Source organism: Pseudarthrobacter defluvii, assembly GCF_030816725.1.
GTDB classification, from domain to species: domain Bacteria; phylum Actinomycetota; class Actinomycetes; order Actinomycetales; family Micrococcaceae; genus Arthrobacter; species Arthrobacter defluvii_A.
Window position 1 is genome coordinate 1,055,810 of record NZ_JAUSYG010000001.1, and the last position, 16,666, is coordinate 1,072,475.

Annotated in this window: 18 protein-coding genes and 1 pseudogene; 9 read left to right on the forward strand and 10 right to left on the reverse strand. The window is 66.4% G+C overall.

The window, feature by feature from the left end:
- Positions 1–39: 39 nt before the first annotated feature.
- Genes QF031_RS04900 through QF031_RS04910 form a run of 3 tightly spaced genes read left to right on the forward strand, consistent with a single transcriptional unit; the run spans position 40 to position 2,174 of the window.
- Positions 40–903 (forward strand): HpcH/HpaI aldolase/citrate lyase family protein, encoded by an 864-nt coding sequence (locus QF031_RS04900; RefSeq protein ID WP_307424882.1) that lies wholly within the window; start codon positions 40–42, stop codon positions 901–903.
- A 26-nt stretch (positions 904–929) separates the two neighbouring features.
- Complete coding sequence (locus QF031_RS04905) at positions 930–1,904, forward strand: DUF2797 domain-containing protein (RefSeq protein WP_307424885.1); 975 nt, start codon at positions 930–932, stop codon at positions 1,902–1,904.
- 45 nt (positions 1,905–1,949) lie between these two features.
- Positions 1,950–2,174, forward strand: a complete 225-nt coding sequence (locus tag QF031_RS04910; RefSeq protein ID WP_307424888.1) for a DUF3188 domain-containing protein — start codon at positions 1,950–1,952, stop codon at positions 2,172–2,174.
- Here QF031_RS04910 and QF031_RS04915 read toward each other — a convergent pair.
- Both QF031_RS04915 and QF031_RS04920 read right to left on the reverse strand, forming a co-directional pair.
- Complete coding sequence (locus tag QF031_RS04915; protein WP_307424892.1) at positions 2,164–3,849, reverse strand: SulP family inorganic anion transporter; 1,686 nt, start codon at positions 3,847–3,849, stop codon at positions 2,164–2,166. The two genes, QF031_RS04910 and QF031_RS04915, sit on opposite strands and share 11 nt — an antisense overlap.
- Positions 3,846–4,226 carry an ArsR/SmtB family transcription factor gene (locus tag QF031_RS04920; RefSeq protein WP_307424894.1) on the reverse strand — a complete coding sequence of 127 codons (381 nt, stop codon included), beginning with the start codon at positions 4,224–4,226 and terminating at the stop codon, positions 3,846–3,848. The genes QF031_RS04915 and QF031_RS04920 overlap by 4 nt, the downstream gene beginning before the upstream one ends.
- A gap of 130 nt (positions 4,227–4,356) precedes the next feature.
- Here QF031_RS04920 and QF031_RS04925 point away from each other — a divergent pair, with 130 nt between their 5' ends.
- The 6 genes and pseudogenes from QF031_RS04925 to QF031_RS04950 all read left to right on the forward strand — a co-directional run bounded on the left by QF031_RS04925 (position 4,357) and on the right by QF031_RS04950 (position 9,899).
- Positions 4,357–4,818, forward strand: a complete 462-nt coding sequence (locus QF031_RS04925; RefSeq protein WP_307424897.1) for an FAS1-like dehydratase domain-containing protein — start codon at positions 4,357–4,359, stop codon at positions 4,816–4,818.
- Positions 4,819–4,820: 2 nt separating this feature from the next.
- A complete protein-coding gene (locus QF031_RS04930) occupies positions 4,821–5,258 on the forward strand; it encodes a MaoC family dehydratase (protein WP_307424900.1) in 438 nt (145 codons plus the stop codon).
- A gap of 10 nt (positions 5,259–5,268) precedes the next feature.
- Positions 5,269–6,544, forward strand: a pseudogene (locus QF031_RS04935) (MFS transporter).
- A gap of 22 nt (positions 6,545–6,566) precedes the next feature.
- On the forward strand, positions 6,567–7,634 hold the full coding sequence (locus QF031_RS04940; RefSeq protein ID WP_307424904.1) for a UDP-N-acetylmuramate dehydrogenase: 1,068 nt from the start codon (positions 6,567–6,569) through the stop codon (positions 7,632–7,634).
- 43 nt (positions 7,635–7,677) lie between these two features.
- Positions 7,678–8,781, forward strand: a complete 1,104-nt coding sequence (locus tag QF031_RS04945) for a winged helix DNA-binding domain-containing protein (protein ID WP_307424906.1) — start codon at positions 7,678–7,680, stop codon at positions 8,779–8,781.
- Between the two features lie 152 nt (positions 8,782–8,933).
- The gene (locus tag QF031_RS04950; RefSeq protein WP_307424909.1) at positions 8,934–9,899 is read left to right on the forward strand and encodes a type IV toxin-antitoxin system AbiEi family antitoxin domain-containing protein; all 966 of its coding nucleotides are present in this window, start codon (positions 8,934–8,936) and stop codon (positions 9,897–9,899) included.
- A 58-nt stretch (positions 9,900–9,957) separates the two neighbouring features.
- Here QF031_RS04950 and asd read toward each other — a convergent pair whose 3' ends face one another.
- The 8 genes from asd to QF031_RS04990 all read right to left on the reverse strand — a co-directional run bounded on the left by asd (position 9,958) and on the right by QF031_RS04990 (position 16,406).
- On the reverse strand, positions 9,958–11,088 hold the full coding sequence (gene asd, locus QF031_RS04955; protein WP_307424911.1) for an aspartate-semialdehyde dehydrogenase: 1,131 nt from the start codon (positions 11,086–11,088) through the stop codon (positions 9,958–9,960).
- A gap of 127 nt (positions 11,089–11,215) precedes the next feature.
- Positions 11,216–11,653, reverse strand: a complete 438-nt coding sequence (locus QF031_RS04960) for a hypothetical protein (RefSeq protein WP_307424914.1) — start codon at positions 11,651–11,653, stop codon at positions 11,216–11,218.
- Between the two features lies 1 nt (position 11,654).
- Positions 11,655–12,317, reverse strand: a complete 663-nt coding sequence (locus QF031_RS04965) for a hypothetical protein (RefSeq protein WP_307424917.1) — start codon at positions 12,315–12,317, stop codon at positions 11,655–11,657.
- A gap of 19 nt (positions 12,318–12,336) precedes the next feature.
- Positions 12,337–13,302: a hypothetical protein gene (locus QF031_RS04970; RefSeq protein ID WP_307424920.1), complete on the reverse strand. Its 966-nt coding sequence runs from the start codon at positions 13,300–13,302 to the stop codon at positions 12,337–12,339.
- A gap of 115 nt (positions 13,303–13,417) precedes the next feature.
- A complete protein-coding gene (locus tag QF031_RS04975; RefSeq protein ID WP_307424922.1) occupies positions 13,418–13,636 on the reverse strand; it encodes an NF038396 family protein in 219 nt (72 codons plus the stop codon).
- A gap of 4 nt (positions 13,637–13,640) precedes the next feature.
- Positions 13,641–14,225: a dihydrofolate reductase gene (locus QF031_RS04980; protein ID WP_307424925.1), complete on the reverse strand. Its 585-nt coding sequence runs from the start codon at positions 14,223–14,225 to the stop codon at positions 13,641–13,643.
- The gene (locus tag QF031_RS04985) at positions 14,222–15,025 is read right to left on the reverse strand and encodes a thymidylate synthase (RefSeq protein ID WP_307424927.1); all 804 of its coding nucleotides are present in this window, start codon (positions 15,023–15,025) and stop codon (positions 14,222–14,224) included. Before QF031_RS04985 ends, QF031_RS04980 begins: the two co-directional genes overlap by 4 nt.
- Positions 15,003–16,406 carry a hypothetical protein gene (locus QF031_RS04990; RefSeq protein WP_307424930.1) on the reverse strand — a complete coding sequence of 468 codons (1,404 nt, stop codon included), beginning with the start codon at positions 16,404–16,406 and terminating at the stop codon, positions 15,003–15,005. Before QF031_RS04990 ends, QF031_RS04985 begins: the two co-directional genes overlap by 23 nt.
- Between the last annotated feature and the right edge of the window lie 260 nt (positions 16,407–16,666).

Below are 16,666 nucleotides of genomic sequence, written 5' to 3' on the forward strand. Positions count from 1 at the left end.
CATCACCGTGCCGCTCACGGGCCGGATACTGTAGAAGGCATGACGTCTACCATCGCCGCCGAAACCGTTAGGCCGGAACGCAATATCCCCGCAGAGATCGCCCGTTCCTGGCTGCTGGTCAATGCCATGAAGCCGGAGCTCTTCGACCAGTCGGCCGTGTCCCGCGCCGACTCGATCATCCTGGATATTGAAGATGCGGTGGACCCGTCCCAGAAGGACCAGGCCCGCGACAACGTCATTGACTGGCTGACCGCCGGCGGCAAGGCCTGGGTCCGGATCAACGACGCCACCAGCCCGTTCTGGGCTGACGACCTCGCCGGCCTGCGCGGCACCCCCGGGCTGCTGGGCGTCATGCTCGCCAAGACCGAATCCGCGGACCAGGTCACCGAGAGCTTCCACCGCATGGACGGCAAGACCCCCGTCATCCCGCTGGTGGAATCCGCCCTGGGCATCGAGGAAGCAAACCACATCGCCAAGGCCCAGGGCGCGTTCCGCCTGGCCTTCGGCTCCGGCGACTTCCGCCGCGACACCGGCATGGCTGCCACCGCCGAAGCCATGGCCTACCCGCGCGCCAAGCTCGTGGTCGCCAGCCGCGTCGGCAACCTGCCGGGCCCCATCGACGGACCCACCGTCGGCACCAACCACCCCATCCTGCGCGAGCAGACCGGCATCACGGTGATGATGGGCATGACCGGCAAGCTCTGCCTGGCCATCGACCAGACCCCGGTCATCAACGAGGTCATCAGCCCCACCCCGTCGGACGTCGCCTGGGCCACCGACTTCATGAACGACTTCGAAGCCAATGGCCGCGTCATCCGTGACGGCTCCGACCTGCCCCGCCTGGGCCGTGCCGAGAAGATCATGAAGCTCGCGGTAGCCTTCGGGGTGCAGCCCGCGCTGTAGCACCCAGGACACATCAGGAGACCCCGTTGACCGATACCCGCTATCTGGTCCACGGGGTCTTTTGGGATGGGCCGGCTGCGGACGCAGCAAGCACTTTCAAAGAAGCGGGCGACGGCGGCGGCGCGGTCCTGCGCCTCCAGTCACCGGAGGGGGAATTCAGGGAGATCGGCCTTGGCAGGGGCCAACGGCTCGGCTTCCAGGTGGTGGAGCCCGGGAGGTTCTGCCTGGGCCACACCCGGGTGAAGTCGGCCGGCTCGCGCAGCCACATCCTCTGTGCCTCTGCAGCCCCGGCTATCCGGGGAAAACAGTGCGAGCGGTGCTTTGTGCTGGACGAGTTCCGGCTGATGCACGACTTCCACCGGGGCGGACGGGTCACCCCAGGCCTCCGGGACTACCTGATGCAGGAACACTGGCTGTATGTGGCCACCTTCGCCGGTGGTGCCACCAAGGTTGGGACGGCCTCCGGGCCAAGGAAGTGGAACCGGCTGGCGGAGCAGGGCGCAGCGGTGGCACGTTATGTGGCACGGGCGCAGGACGGCCGGGTGGTGCGGATCCTCGAGGACCTGGTGACGGCCGACGTCGGCCTGACGCAGCAGGTGCGTTCGGCAGCCAAGGCGGAGGCACTGCTGCAGCCACTCCCGGCCACGGCGTTGAACGCCATGAACGCCCGGGAGGCCGGTGAGGTGCGCACGTTGCTGGCTCGCACCGCCGTCGAAGGTTTTGACACTGTGGAAGAGCAGTGGGCCAGGCCCGCGCATGCTGATGCCCTGTATCTGGATAATGCCTTCTGCGGAAACAAGCCCCGCCACCCATACCCGCATCCCTTGGACACCGGGCAGCACGGCTTCGAGATTGCCGCCCTTAGCGGCGTGCACGCCCTGGCCCGGCTGGACGGCTCGGATGCAGGGTTCGTGGTCAACCTGTCCCAACTGGCCGCGCGGACCATCGTCCTGGGGGACTATGCGTCCGACATGCCGGCACTACAGGAAGCGTTGTTCTGACCCGTCACGGCCCGTCACGGCCGGGCACGCCGGTAGACTTGGACGGTGCTGAATGAATTCTGGGCCACCGCGCCAACCCGCTACAAAGTCCTGGTTTTCAGCGCCATGGGACTGATCGCCGTCGGCATCATCCTCAACCTGGTGGGCAACACCAGCGGAAATCAGGCACTGGCCATGGCGTCCCTGCCCCTCATCGCGCTGGGGTTGGTCCTGCATGTCGTGGGCATCGTGGTCCGCGGCCAGGCGATCCGCAAGAACCTCAGGCGCTAGCCGCCGCGTTCCGCAGGACGTGGCTGCGGGCGTGCTCCACGGCATCGTCAAGGCGCTCGAACAGGTGTTTGTGGTGCCGCAGGGAACGGATCACTCCCACATTCGTGACCAGGGCCAGGTGGTCCGGCCGGACGCCCTTGAGCAGGACCGTGATGCCGCGCAGTTCCAGGGCGGCAATGACCTCCACCAGTGCATGGGCACCCGTGGCGTCGAGCATCCGCAGCTGGGACAGCCTGATGATCGCCACCTGCACGTCCCTGACCTGGCTGATCTCCTGGAGGATGCGTTCGGCGGCCCCGAAGAACATCGCCCCATCCAGCCGGAACACGGCGATGTGTTCGTCTCCTTCGGCCGGGGGACCGGGGATCTCCTCACGCTGGACTCCGCTCAGGGAGGCGAATTTCCGCAGTGCGAAGAGGGCCGCCGCGGCAAGGCCGATCTGGATGGCGACGATGAGGTCGAAGGCTACGGTGATGACCGCCGTCAGCACGAAGACCGCGGCGTCTGCCCGGGTGGAACGCAGGATGGCGGTGACGGTGCGCCGCGAAACCATCCGCACTGCCGTGACCATCAGGACCCCGCCCAGTGCTGCGAGCGGGATGCGGCTGACCATTCCGGACGCCAGGTAAGTGATGCCCAGCAGCACGACGGCGTGCACCGCCGCGGCCAGGCGGGTCCTGGCGCCGGAACGCACGTTGACCGCGGTCCGGGCAATGGCTCCGGTGGCGGGCATTCCGCCGAACAGGCCGGCGGCGATGGACGCCAGGCCCTGCCCCATCAGCTCACGGTCGGGGCTGTAGGCGCCGTTTGGCCTGCCGTCCGGTCCGGCCATCCCGGCGGCCACCCGCGCCGAGAGCAGGGATTCAATGGCGGCCAGGCAGGCGACGGCCACCGCGGGCATCGCCAGGCTGCCAAGCGCCGCGGGGTCGAAGGCGGGGAAGGATGGTGCCGGAAGGGAATGCGGCAGCGGACCAATCCGGGGGACGTCCAGCTGCAGGATTTCGGCGGCGGCTGTCGCCAGGAGTACCGCAAGCAGGCTGGCCGGCAGTGCGCGGAACAGCTTCTGCACCAGGACCATCACGACGGCGACTGCCGCCACGAGCGCGAGGGTCAGCAGGACCGTTGGAGCGGCGGCGCCCGCTGCCGCCTCCGCAGCGGCCAGGAGGGTGTTGTGTCCCGGGGTGCCGGACGTGCCCGTGGCAAGGGGAACCTGCTGGAGGAAGATGATGGCGGCGATCCCCAGGGTGAAGCCTTCCACCACGGGCCAGGGTATGAAGGCCACGGCCCGGCCCAGGCCAGTGAAGCCGATAGCGCAGACCAGCAACCCTGCCATCAGGGATAAGAGGGCAACGCTGCCAATGCCGTGAACCGCCACCACGGGTGCCAGCACCACCACCATGGCGCCCGTGGGCCCCGACACCTGTACCGGGGACCCACCCATGACGGCCGCCACCAGCCCGGCCACGATCGCTGTGATGAGACCTGCTTCGGCGCCCACGCCGGAGCTGACGCCAAACGCGAGGGCCAGCGGCAGCGCCACAATGCCCACCGTGATCCCGGCCATCAGGTCACTGCGCCAGGTGGCGGAGAGGCCGGCGTAATCGTGTCGCGAGGGGAGGAACCGCGTGATTCTCCTGGTGGCCGTGGCGGGGGCGGTGACCGGGTTCGCAGTCACGAGGCTGACCCGCCCGCCAAATGGTCCGCGGGCAGCTGCTGTGCCAGCCGGAGCTGCTCGTTGGAGCCGGCCAGACTGTCCAGGAGGAAGGTCCGCGCGATGGCAAGCAGCTGTGACACCCCAGGGTGGGCGAGCTGGTAGGTCACCGCATTGGCACTACGTACCGAGGTCACCACCTTGTGCTTCCGCAAGGTGGCCAGGTGCTGGGAGAGGTGGGAGGCCTCCAGTCCGGTCTCTGCCAGCAGGTAACTGACTCCTGCAGACTCCTGCGGCGCCGCGGCCAGCAGCTCAAGGATCCGTATCCTGGCGGGGTGGGCGAGGCCCTTAAAAAGGTTTGCTTTGATCTCGTAGAGCGGGGCTTGGGCGGAAGACAGCATCAGAGGCGGCGCTCCTGTGCGCGACGGCGGCCCGGGAGAACGGGAACGCCTGGTTTGATGAGATGATGAATTCATCATACCAGTGCGGCAGGCGCTTTGAGAAGGGCGGGGCAACGATAGGCTGGAATCCATGACTATCAATCCGGACCTGCAGGGCCGAAGCTACCCTGCCGCAGAGGTGTATGACGTTGGCCGTGAGAAAATCCGCGAGTTTGCCCGCGCCGTGAAAGCCACCCATCCTGCGCACTTCGACCCTGAGGCAGCCAAGGCCTTGGGTCACCGCGACCTGGTGGCGCCCCCCACCTTCGCCATCATCATTGCCCAGCGTGCCGATGCCCAGCTCATCCAGGATCCGGAGGCGGGCATCGACTTCTCCCGCGTGGTCCACGCCGACCAGCGCTTCACCCACCACCGGCCCATCGTCGCCGGCGACCGGCTCGTAGCAGAGCTGCACGTGGACGGGGTCCGGGCCATGGGCGGCGGTGCCATGATCACCACCCGGTCGGAGATTTTCGCCCTTGGTGACGGCGGCTCCCGGGAGCAGGTCACCACCACCACGTCATCCATTCTGGTCCGCGGAGAGGGACAGTAACCATGAGCCCCAGCTTTGACGAACTCAGCGCCGGCCAGGAAATCGGCAGCCGCACCATCGAGGTCACGCGCACCGACCTGGTCAAGTACGCCGGTGCGTCCGGCGACTTCAACCCCATCCACTGGAACGAGGCCTTCGCTACCGGTGTGGAACTGCCGGGCGTGATCGCCCACGGCATGTTCACCATGGGCTCAGCCGTCCAGCTGGTGACTGACTGGGCGGGCGACCCCGCCGCCGTCGTCGATTTCCAGACCCGCTTCACCAAGCCTGTCCTGGTCGCCGACACCACCGGGACCGACGAGCCAGGGGCCACCATCGAGGTCAGCGGCACCATCGGAAAGCTCGACGCCGACGCGGGCACCGCACGCGTGGACCTCACCGTGACCGCGGCCGGGCAGAAAGTCCTGATGAAGGCCCAGGCCCTCGTCAAGCTGTCTTGAGCTGCACCTTTTGACGACCCCTGCAGGAACCGCGGCTACCGCTGCCCAAGTCTCGGCGTGGCGGAACGCGGTGGTGGTGGCCTACGCCGCCAGCGGCCTCAACTTTGCCTCCTGGGTCTCCCGGCTGCCCGCCATCCGGGACACACTCGACCTCACGCCGGGCAACGTGGGGGTCATCCTGCTGTGCATGACGCTGGGCTCGTTCGCTTCTGTCTCCGCGTCGGGGCTGATCGTGCTCCGGCTGGGGTCCAAGCGGACCATCCGGACCGGCAGCATCATGGTGGGCGCCGGCCTGGTCACCACCGGTTTTGGCACAACCGTGCTGGCAAGCCCGGTGGCGACGGCCATTGGGCTGGCCATCATCGGCCTGGGGACCGGCAGCTGGAACACGGCCTCCAATGTGGAGGGCGCCGCGGTGGAACGGGCGGTGGGCCGGCACATCATGCCGCGGCTCCACGGCGCGTTCAGCCTGGGCACGGTTGCCGGCGCCGGACTGGGTGCCCTTGCTGCGGCAATCTCGCTGCCCGTGCTTTGGCACCTGGCGGCGGCCGGGGTGGTGGTGGCCGTGTCCGTGGCGACGGCGGCCTCCCGGTTCCGTGCCGACATCACTCCGGTCGCGGGGGAGCGAACCTACGCGCAGGACAACTTCGAGGACCCCACGACGGGCCCCATTCCCGTGATTCCTGCCGGAACCACGGGAGAGGCGCCCCTGGACAACAAGCGCAGGATCGCCCAGGCGTGGCGGGACCGGCGGACCCTGCTGCTGGGGGTCCTGGTGCTGGGCCTCGCCCTGGCCGAGGGCGCGGCGGGGGACTGGGTGGCACTGGCCCTGGCGGACGGCCACGGACAGAGCGATGCAGCGGGGGCTGCCGGTTATGGCCTCTTTGTCACGTTCATGACAATTGGCCGGTTCGCGGGAACGCCGTTGCTGGATCGGTTCGGGCGGGGTGCCCGTCATGCGCTGGTGCGCGGCTGCCGCCGTCGCGGGACTGGGAATTTTTGTTTTCGCCCCGGTCCCGTGGCTGGCCTACGTTGGCCTGGTTGCCTGGGGCCTGGGTGCATCACTGGGATTCCCGGTGGGCATGTCCGCTGCGGCTGATGATCCTGCCAAGGCTGCCGCCAGGGTGTCGGTGGTGTCCACCATCGGCTACGGGGCGTTCCTGTGCGGGCCGCCGCTGCTGGGCCTGCTGGCCGAGCACGTGGGCATCCTGCATTCACTCCTGGCCGTCATGGTGATGCTGGCCGTGAGCTTCGTGCTGTCGCCGGTGGCCCGGAAGGCTGACTAGCTTTCCCTTGTATTGTTGACGGGTGACTCCCACGCTGCTTTCCACCCTGACCACCTCCGCCGTCGGCGGCCCCGCCGGAAAATTCATCGAGGCGCGCACCGAGGCTGAGATCATTGACGCCGTCCGCTCTGCTGATGCCGCCGGGGAACAGGTGTTGATCATCAGTGGCGGGTCCAACCTTTTGGTGTCCGACGACGGGTTCCCCGGGACCGTTGTCAGGATCGCCTCCGAGGGCTTCACGGTCAACGCCGAGGACTCCTGCGGGGGAGTGGCTGTGGTGGTGCAGGCCGGCCACAACTGGGACAAGCTCGTGGAGCACGCGGTTCGCCACGCCTGGTCCGGGATAGAGGCTCTGTCCGGCATACCCGGCTCAACCGGCGCCACTCCCGTGCAGAACGTGGGTGCCTACGGCGCGGAAGTCTCCCAGACCATCGCCGCCGTCCGCACCTGGGACCGCCAGCGGAACGCGGTTCAGACTTTCACCAACTCCGAGCTGAAGTTCGGCTACCGGGACTCCATCCTCAAGCAGACCACGGTCAATGGCTCGCCCCGGTACGTGGTGCTCACCGTGGAGTTCCAGCTGCCGCTGGGGCGGATGAGTGCCCCAATCCGGTACGCCGAACTGGCCCGCGTCCTCGGCGTGGAAGTGGGCAAGCGTGCCTACGCCAACGACGTCCGCCGGGAGGTACTCCGGCTGCGCGGCTCCAAGGGCATGGTGTGGGACGCCGCGGACCGGGACACGTACTCCACCGGCTCCTTCTTCACCAACCCGATTGTTCCCGCCGACGTGGCGGACAAGCTGCCGGAAGCGGCGCCCCGCTACCCAGCCGGGCAGGACGGGCTGGTGAAACTGTCGGCAGCGTGGCTGATAGACCAGGCAGGCTTCGGCAAGGGCTTCGGCCGTGAACCGGATGGCGTGGCCGGCGGCCGCGCTTCCCTGTCCACCAAGCACACGCTGGCGATTACCAACCGCGGCTCCGCCAGCGCCGCTGACATGGTGGCTGTCGCGCGGGAGGTGCGCGCCGGCGTCGAACGCCAGTTTGGAATTTCGCTGCACCCTGAGCCCCTGCTGATCGGCCTGGATCTCTAAAGCGCCGCTGTCCGCCTGCTGCAGGCGGGCCTAGGATGGGCGCATGGCTGCAGTAGGTGTCCTCCGCGACGGCAGGATGATGGGACGGCTTCGGCTGGCGTCCCAGCGGCTTGGCGGGAACGTGGCCACCTCCACTCCGGAGCTGGTCCGCTGGATGACCGCCATGCAGGCACAGGACCTGTCGGCGGCCCTGTGGGCGGTGGGGGTCCGCGTGCCGGGCGCGGGAATCACTGATGTACGGGCCGCCATCGATTCCGGGACTGTGGTGCGGTCCTGGCCCATGCGTGGGACGCTGCATTTGGTGGCACCCGAAGACTTGCGGTGGATGCTGGACCTCACAGCCGAGCGGCTCACCAGGAGCATCGCGGCCCGCCACCGGCAGCTGGACATTGCGTGGTCCGACGTCGAAAAGGCCCGCGACCTGGCGCTGGACCGCATCCTGGCCGACGGTCCCATCAGCCGAGCCGGGCTGTTCAAGGTGTTCGACGCCGGAGGCCAGCCGACGCAGGGACAGCGGGGGATCCATCTCCTGGGTTCGCTGTGCCGGCACGGGTGGCTGGTGCTGGGGCCCCTTGCCGGGAACCAGCAGCTGATCGCCGCGTTCGACGAATGGATTCCGGCATCGCGGAACCTGGAGCGGGAGCAGGCCATGGCGGAGTTTCTGCTCCGGTACTTCCGCAGCCACGGACCGGCCACGCTCCGCGATTTCGCCTGGTGGACACAGCTGCCGCTGACCGAGGTGCGGCAGGCGTTTGGGCACGTCCGGCACGAGCTGGTGGAAGTGGAGTTTGAGGGGACCAGCTATTGGCTGTCACCTGATGTGGCGGCCCTCGTGGACTCCGGGCTCCCCGGCGGCCGGGCTGTCCACCTGCTGCCCGGTTTTGATGAGTTTGTCCTGGGCTACACGGACCGCAGCCTCGTCCTGGCACCGGAGCACTCCGACCTGATCGTGCCCGGCGGGAACGGTGTTTTCAAGAAGACGGTGGTTGCGGCGGGGAAGGTGATTGGCACCTGGGCCCTGCAGGGCACGGGGCCGGCCGCCGCCGTCGTACCCGAGCTCTTTGACCAAGCCCGCCCGCTTGGTCCGGCAGCGCAGGCGGCCCTGGCCCGGGCAGCCCAGCGGTACAGGACGTTCCTGGCCACCTGACGCCCGCTTCCGTCCCGCATAGGCGGCCCTGCCCCGCATAACCGGTGCCGGGCAGCAACGGTTTTGCGAGGGAGGGCCGCTCGTTTCGGTCGCCGTCCACATAGCGGCGTTCCGTGCTGCCGCTGCCGGCGTCCGCCGTCGATTCTTGAACCATGAAACGCGATGAGGTGCGAGCCCTGGTCGATGATCGATGGCCGGAACAAGCAGTGGCTTCAACCCGCCAGTTGGCGGCTGCGGGGCTGGATGATCGTGTGGTGGCTGCGGCCGTGAAGAGCCGTGCTCTGCTCCGGTTGCGGCGAGGAGCCTACGTCCGCAGTATGCATTGGCATAGCCTCAAGCCGTGGGACCGGGACCACCTCCACCTGGTGGCGCATTTCGAGTCGACGCATGGCCGGGCCCGATACAGCCATGTGAGTGGGGCACTGCTGCATGGCTTTTTTGTCTTCGGCAGCGTATCCGCAGTGCACGTGACAACGAGCTACTCCAATTCGAGGGCAAGCGCAGCCAAGAATGTCCGGACACACAAGCTGCCACTGACACAAGCTGAACTGGCCTCATTGTGGACGCCCGACGGTCGAGAAATCTTCACCACCAGTCCCGAAAGAACGGTGTTGGACTGCGCCCGGATCCTGCCCCTGGACAACGCTGCGGTGATCGGTGACCATGCGCTACGCAAAGGAGCGTCCATGGAGGCCATGCGGCAGTTGCTGAACGATAGTGGGGTCACGCGTGGAGGCAGGCGGGCCCTGGACCTGTTGAATGTCCTGGATGGCCGATCCGAATCCGCAGGGGAGACACGGACAAGGCTGCTGTTGCATTCTCTTGGCCTGCGTATGTTCGAGCCACAGGTAGAAATCCCTACCCGTGAGGGGCTTTTCCGGGCAGATTTCGCGGACCCCGGGTCCCGGGTGATCATCGAGTTCGACGGCGCCGCCAAGTACACGGACTACAAGCCGACGGCAGATGTGCTTCTCGCGGAGCGGCGACGGGAGAACGCATTGCAGGAGCTGGGGTGGACCTTCTTCAGGATCAACTGGAAAGCCCTGGACCGGCCGGGCGAGCTGCAGCAGAGACTCTTTGCGTTTCTGGCACAGCAAAAGCGGCCCCGGCCCGTATAACCGGTGGCGGGCAGCAACGGTTATGCGGGCAAGGGCCGCTCATGTAACAGCTGTGGGCCTACAGGTTGCCGGTGGCGATGTTGAGCATGCGGCGCAGCGGCTCGGCGGCGCCCCACAGGAGCTGGTCGCCCACAGTGAAGGCGCTGATGTACTGGGGGCCCATCTCCATCTTGCGGATGCGGCCCACCGGGATGTCCAGGGTGCCGGACGCGGCAACCGGGGTCAGTTCGGCCATGGAGGCTTCCTTGGTGTTCGGAACCACCTTGGCCCACTGGTTGTCCTCGTCCAGCAGCTTCTCGATCTCGGCCACGGACAGGTCCTCACGGAGCTTCAGTGTGAGGGCCTGGGAGTGGGAGCGCATGGCGCCGATCCGGACGCAGAGGCCGTCCATGATCACGTGGTTTTCCTCGGAGGTGCCCAGGATCTTGTTGGTCTCAACGCCGGCCTTCCACTCTTCCTTGGACTGCCCGTTGCCCAGGTCGGCGTCGATCCAGGGGATCAGGGAGCCGGCCAGGGGGACGCCGAACTGGGTGGCGTCGATGCCGGTGCGCTGGTGGGCCAGGACCTTGCGGTCAATGTCCAGGATGGCCGACGCCGGGTCGTCCAGTTCCGTGCTGACCTCGGCGTTGAGCGTGCCGAACTGGCTGAGGAGCTCACGCATGTGCCGGGCGCCGCCGCCCGAGGCAGCCTGGTAGGTCATGGAGGTTCCCCACTCGACCAGGCCATTCTTGAACAGGCCGCCCAGGCCCATGAGCATGCAGGAAACGGTGCAGTTGCCGCCGATGAAGTCCTTGGTGCCGTTGACCAGGCCCTTGTCGATGACGTCGCGGTTGATGGGGTCCAGCACGATGATCGAGTCGTCGTTCATGCGCAGCGTGGAGGCGGCGTCGATCCAGAGGCCGTCCCAGCCGCGGCTGCGCAGGTCGCCGTGGACCTGCTTGGTGTAGTCGCCGCCCTGGGCGGTGACGATGATGGGCAGCTTGGCCAGGGTGTCGAGGTCGAACGCGTTCTCGAGCTTGCCGGCGCCGTCAGCGAACGACGGCGCGGCACCTCCCGCGTTGGAGGTGGAGAAGAACACCGGGTTGATGTTGGCGAAGTCGCCCTCGTCCTGCATGCGCTGCATGAGGACGGAACCGACCATGCCGCGCCATCCGACCAGGCCGACGGAGGGGGTAGCTGCTGTAGTCATTCGTCCAGTTTAGACTTCGCATCCGGAGGGCGCAGTCGGTTACGTCACGCCGGAGGCAGCTTGGGAAGGTACGACGGCGGCAGGCGCTGAGGCCCTGGTGTCACGGCGGCGCGTTGCCATGCAGGTCCTAATCCCAATCCAACTGGCGGGCACTGGGTTCAGGGATGCCCCGTTCCGCCCGCAAGCGTTTTGCCCTTGAAGACACCTTCGCCATTCGAACGGCGTAAAGGACGCCGGCCACTCCTAACACGGTCAGGAATAGGGCGTCCCACAACGGGCCTTGACCCCTGCTCGTAGGTCCTGCCACCAGCCAGATGGAGACGACCGCAACGGCAGCGAAGACAACCGCCAACACCAGGAAACCGAAGGCAGACCTAACCTGAGGATGTGAGCTGGCGCTCACCACCCCGAGTTCGTCCTTCGCATAGCTGTACAAGTCACCGTTCACAGTGTGGAACAGGACTCTCTTTTCCCCGCGCTCCAGCGCCTTTTCGTGTTCGGCGCGGACTTGGTCGTCGCGGTTGGAGCCATTGCCCGTGTTGTTGCCCGGAATGCGGTTCTGCACCTTAGTCCTGTCGGATTGATCGGATGTGATCCATGACCTGGCCGTCTGTGAGGCCTGTAATTTCCTGGATGGGTGCGGAGGGAGCGTCGGTGGCACCATACCCGACTGCCCACCCCGGCCCGCTGCGTTTGACGAGAAGCTGTGTCTTCGCATCGTCTTGAAGGAGCCGGATGGTGGCACCTCCCGACGGATGGTCTTCAAGGTGCTTGCGGATTATGTAAAAGTTCGCTTCTGCGGGCGTGGCATCGGGACGCTGGGCCATGGCAAACCAGCTGAGGTACGCGCGGGGCTGCAGGAGTATCTGGTATTTGGGCGACTCGACGGACAGCACGTTGTCCACGGAGTCAACGGTCAGGAGGTTAATCTGGACATGCTTGACTGCCTCGGTCAGAGCGCTGGTTACTGCTGCTACCGGTCCAGCGACAGAGAGTTCACCACCGGGTTCCGCTGTCGCCGCGCCACGGGCCACCAAGGAGGAGGCACCGGCAGCGAGCATGGAGGCATCATCCAGTTCTTCCACCAGCCGCAATGCCTTCGCGGATGCCTCTGCTTCAGGGCCTCGGCGCAGGCTCAAGAGAAGTGCCAGTTCGGCGAAGCCAAAACCGATCGCGTCGGGGAAACCTTGTCCGGCGGCTGTGCCCCTGGCTGTGCTTGTTTCAGTCACTGACTGTTCTCCTCAGTTCTTAGAAGCCGAAAAAGTCGCCGACTGCGTCGACGCCGTCGCTGATGGCACCGCCAACGGCCTCTGCCCCTTCCACGATCTTATCTTTGGCGTTATCCACCGCCTCGTGGATAACGGGGACGTTGTCGTACAGGGCGAGTGCGCCACTGGCAACCATGCAGACCGTACCCACCGGCGGTGGAGCGAACGAGCCGGCCCCCACCGCGACCTTGAACAACGAATACTTGCCGGCGTCGATATCGCCCTCTTTGAAATTGTTGAAGGCATCCAACGCGTCCAGGCCCACGCCCACAGCACCCAGGCCCTTGCTGAAGCCATCCAGGTATTTGAACGCCTGGCTGGTGCTGGCCACATTTAGAACTTCATGGAATTTGCCCTCAAATAAGTTGTTGGACAGGTTGAAAAACTTGCTGAACTCGTTGGAGTTTTCGAAGGCTTTCCACGCGGCCGGGTCCAGGAAATCACCGATCCGGGACTTGTGCAGCATTGCACCAATATCGAACAGGCCCGCCCGCAGGTTAGGGAAAGCCTTCGTGAGGCCGTAGATGTCCCAGCCATCGCGGAACGGGGAATCAGGATCAGTCAGCCAGTCCGGTCCCCATGGATCGTTGCTGCCCTGCCCCTGCATTGGCGGGCGGGGGCCGTTGCTGCCGGCGGGCGAACCGGTGTCGGGTCCGCCACCTGCGGCGGAGCCGTTGGTGCTGGCCTTCTCCTGTTCATCTGCGTTCTTGAGGAGCACCTTTGATTCCTGCTTGAGCCGCGAGACAGTTTGCTGAAGGAGTGTGCGGTGGCTGGTGTTCCAGTCGGACCGGAACCGCTGGGCGTCAGCGCCCTTCCAGGCCGGGTTGTTGTTGATCTGGCTGCTCAGCTGTGTCGACTGCTGCTGCAGCAGGTCCGCCGTCTTGCGGAACTGCTGCGCGAGGGTCCGCAGTTGCTCGACGTCGGCGCCCCACAAAGTTCCTGCCACCAGGATTCCCCCCAATATTCATCCAGCAGCCCCCAGAGTGCTGCGTGCACCAGCCTAAGGCAGGAGCAGGCGGGCCGCGATGGGGCGGTCTCCCCATGCGGACAGCCTTATGCCGCTAACCCCGGTCCGACTGCTCCAAGACGGCGGCCTTCCGCGCGCGCAGCGCGAAGAACGCCCCGAAGGTGAACAGCTGTGTAACGACCACCAGCACGATGGCTCCGGCGATCTTGTTGCCGCCCAGGATCATGGTCAGTCCTACGATGGCGGACAGGAGCGCCAGCAGGGGCAGCAGCATGAAGCCCAGGACGAACAGGGTTTCCGGTTTCTTCAGCATGTTCCTAGCCCTCAGTCCGTGACCATTTGGTGAATCGGTAGCGTGTGCCGTTGGCGGCGGTCAGCCAGCCGTCCGGCGGGACGGAGGCGGTGGCCTCCCAGCTGGGGCCAAGCTCCGGGGCGAACGTGTCGCCGTCGGCCTTCACATCGATGGTGGTGACCACCGCGACGTTGGCGAGTTCGGTGGACTGGCGGAACACTTCACCGCCGCCCAGGATCCAGACGGTCTCGCCGCCGTCGACGAACTGCGACTCAAGGAGCGCGTCATCAAGGGAGGGGACCACCACGGCGCCCTCCGCCTCGGGCGTGTTGGCCCAGCTTTTCTGCCGGGTGATGACGATGTTGGTGCGCCCGGGCAGCGGACGGTACTTGTCCGGGAAGGACAGCCAGGTTTTGCGGCCCATGATGACCGGATGCCCGGTGGTCAGGCGGGTGAAGTGCTTGAGGTCCTCGGGCAGGTGCCAGGGCATGTCCCCGTCCTTGCCGATCACGCCGTCGGATGTCTGTGCCCAGACCAGGCCCACTCCCGTGCTCGATGCGGCCAGTTCCTCGGTGAACGACTGTGGGTCGGTGGAGTTTTCGGTGCTCATACGGCGATCGGGGCCTTGATGGTGGGGTGGTGCTGGTAGCCCACCACTTCGAAGTCCTCCAGCGTGTAGTCGAAAATCGAGGCCGGCTTGCGCGTGATTTTCAGCTGCGGGTACTCGTACGGCTCGCGTTCCAGCTGCTTGAGGACCTGGTCCATGTGGTTCTCGTAAATGTGCACGTCGCCGCCGGTCCACACGAATTCGCCGGGTTCGAGCCCCACCTGCTGTGCGACCATGCACGTGAGCAGCGCGTAGGAAGCGATGTTGAAGGGAACGCCGAGGAACATGTCCGCCGAGCGCTGGTAGAGCTGGCAGGAGAGCCTGCCGTTGGCCACGTAGAACTGGAAGAACGCGTGGCAGGGCGGGAGCGCCATGTCGTTGAGCTCCGAGACATTCCATGCTGACACGATGTGCCGGCGGGAGTCCGGATTCGACTTGAGGTTCTCGATGAGTTCGGTGATCTGGTCGATATGCCCGCCGTCAGGGGTGGGCCAGCTGCGCCATTGCACGCCGTAGACCGGGCCCAGGTCGCCGTCTTCATCCGCCCATTCGTTCCAGATGGTGACACCCTGGTCCGTCATCCACTTGATGTTGGTCTCGCCGCGCAGGAACCACAGGAGTTCCACCGCTACGGACTTGAAATGGACCCGCTTGGTGGTGATCAGCGGGAAGCTTTTGGACAGGTCAAAGCGGATCTGGCGCCCGAAAACGCTGGTGGTTCCGGTGCCCGTGCGGTCCGATTTATGGGTGCCGGTGGCCAGGACATCGCGCAGGAGGTCTTCATAAGGGGTTGGGATGCTCACGCCTCAAGTCTACTGGCTGGGGTTCGTGGGCTGCCGGGGATGTGGCATCCCGGCGCGGGCGCACGCCTTGGACCGGGATCACCGCAATCACCACTCCCGCCGTGGCCAGAAGAACCCCGACGGCGGGTGCCACCTGCCACGCGCCGTCCCACCCTTCCGGCGTCAGCGGCGATGCCCGGTACAGCTTTGGTCCTGCGCTCATCAGCAGCGCCCCGGCCTGCGCGGCGAAGGCGGCGGCGAGGGTTCGGACGACGCGGTGTACGGTAACGGCGCGGAGCGAGGCGTCGAGGACTGTCCCCTCGACACTGCGGCGCCGGCGGGCAAGCACCAGGGGAACGGCGGCAAACAGCAGAATTCCGGTACTTGTCCATGCAGTCATGTGCCACGACGGCTGCACAGCCAGCTGCGCCTGGCACCAGGCAACGGCCACCACCACGGCGATCAGGGCGGCTGCGGCCACGGCGAACGTGCACGCAAGGGCGGGGGACACAGCCCGGCGCGGCCAGCGCCGGGGTCTATGCGCCATCCCATGGTTGTGGTGCAACAACAGTTCTCCCAGCGACACAACCGCCAGGACCGCTGCGGCAGACACCGTTACGAAAAGCGAGGGGTGCCCGATGACGGCCCAAGGGACGAAGATCGCAGCCGGCAGGGGGGCGAAGGCGGCCAGCCCCGTGGCCGCGCCGATCGACACCGACAGGACGGTGGCCGGCTGCGACGTGCTGGGGACCGCCGACCGGCGCGGCTGGTGCTGTGCCAGCCTGGGCGGCGCCCACAGCAGCATCACCAACAGGACAGCCAGATTCAGGGCCCCGGCTGGGTTGACCCAGCCGTTGACGCCCGAGGCCGGATCAGGGCGTGCCGCGTGGTTTCCGGCGATGGCCGCCAAACCGGATGCAACGGTGGCCACCGTCCGGAGCAACCGGTTCATGGCAATGGTCCGCAGCCGGCGATCGAGTTCAGGGCTGAGCCCGTCCAGCGGCGCACGCCGGGTGATCAGCGCCAGGACCAACAAAGTTCCCACTCCCAGGACCACCAAAAAGCCACCCAGATACGCTGCCAGCTCGACGCCGGGAATTCGGCCTTCCCCGCCGAAGGTGACATAGCCGGCCGCGCCATCCGGCCGTGACTCATACGCGGCAGGGGCGAAGCCCGGCAGGGTAGACGTCCACACGATTTGCGCTGCGGCCCCTGTGAAGACCGCCAGTACCGTCCAGGTGAGGCGGCGGGGGAGGAAGTCCAGGATTCGTCTCTGGTTCGCGGCTTGCCGCCCTGGCTTTGAGCGCGTCCTGGGGTAGCTCACCTGCCCCAGCACGTGCGCCGCCAGGCAACCAAGAACCGGCCAGGCGAGGGCAGGCATGATGTTCACAGGAGAAGTCACCGCGCCCGGTACAGGCAGGATTCCAGCATTGGCGGCCGGCAGCAGTGAACTCGCCATCCATCCAGTGAGCCCAGTGCAGAGAGCATGGCGGGATGCCGAAACGATGACGTCCCGGCCCGTGGCTCCGCGGATTATTGAGCGAAGAAGGAGGTATACGCCGCCTGCCAGCAGGAACGGCCATAGAACGGCCATCGGTGGTACATCGTTGACAACAGCGAATGTGGCAGCCTGCACGTTTTCCCCCAGAGCGGTGCGTCGTC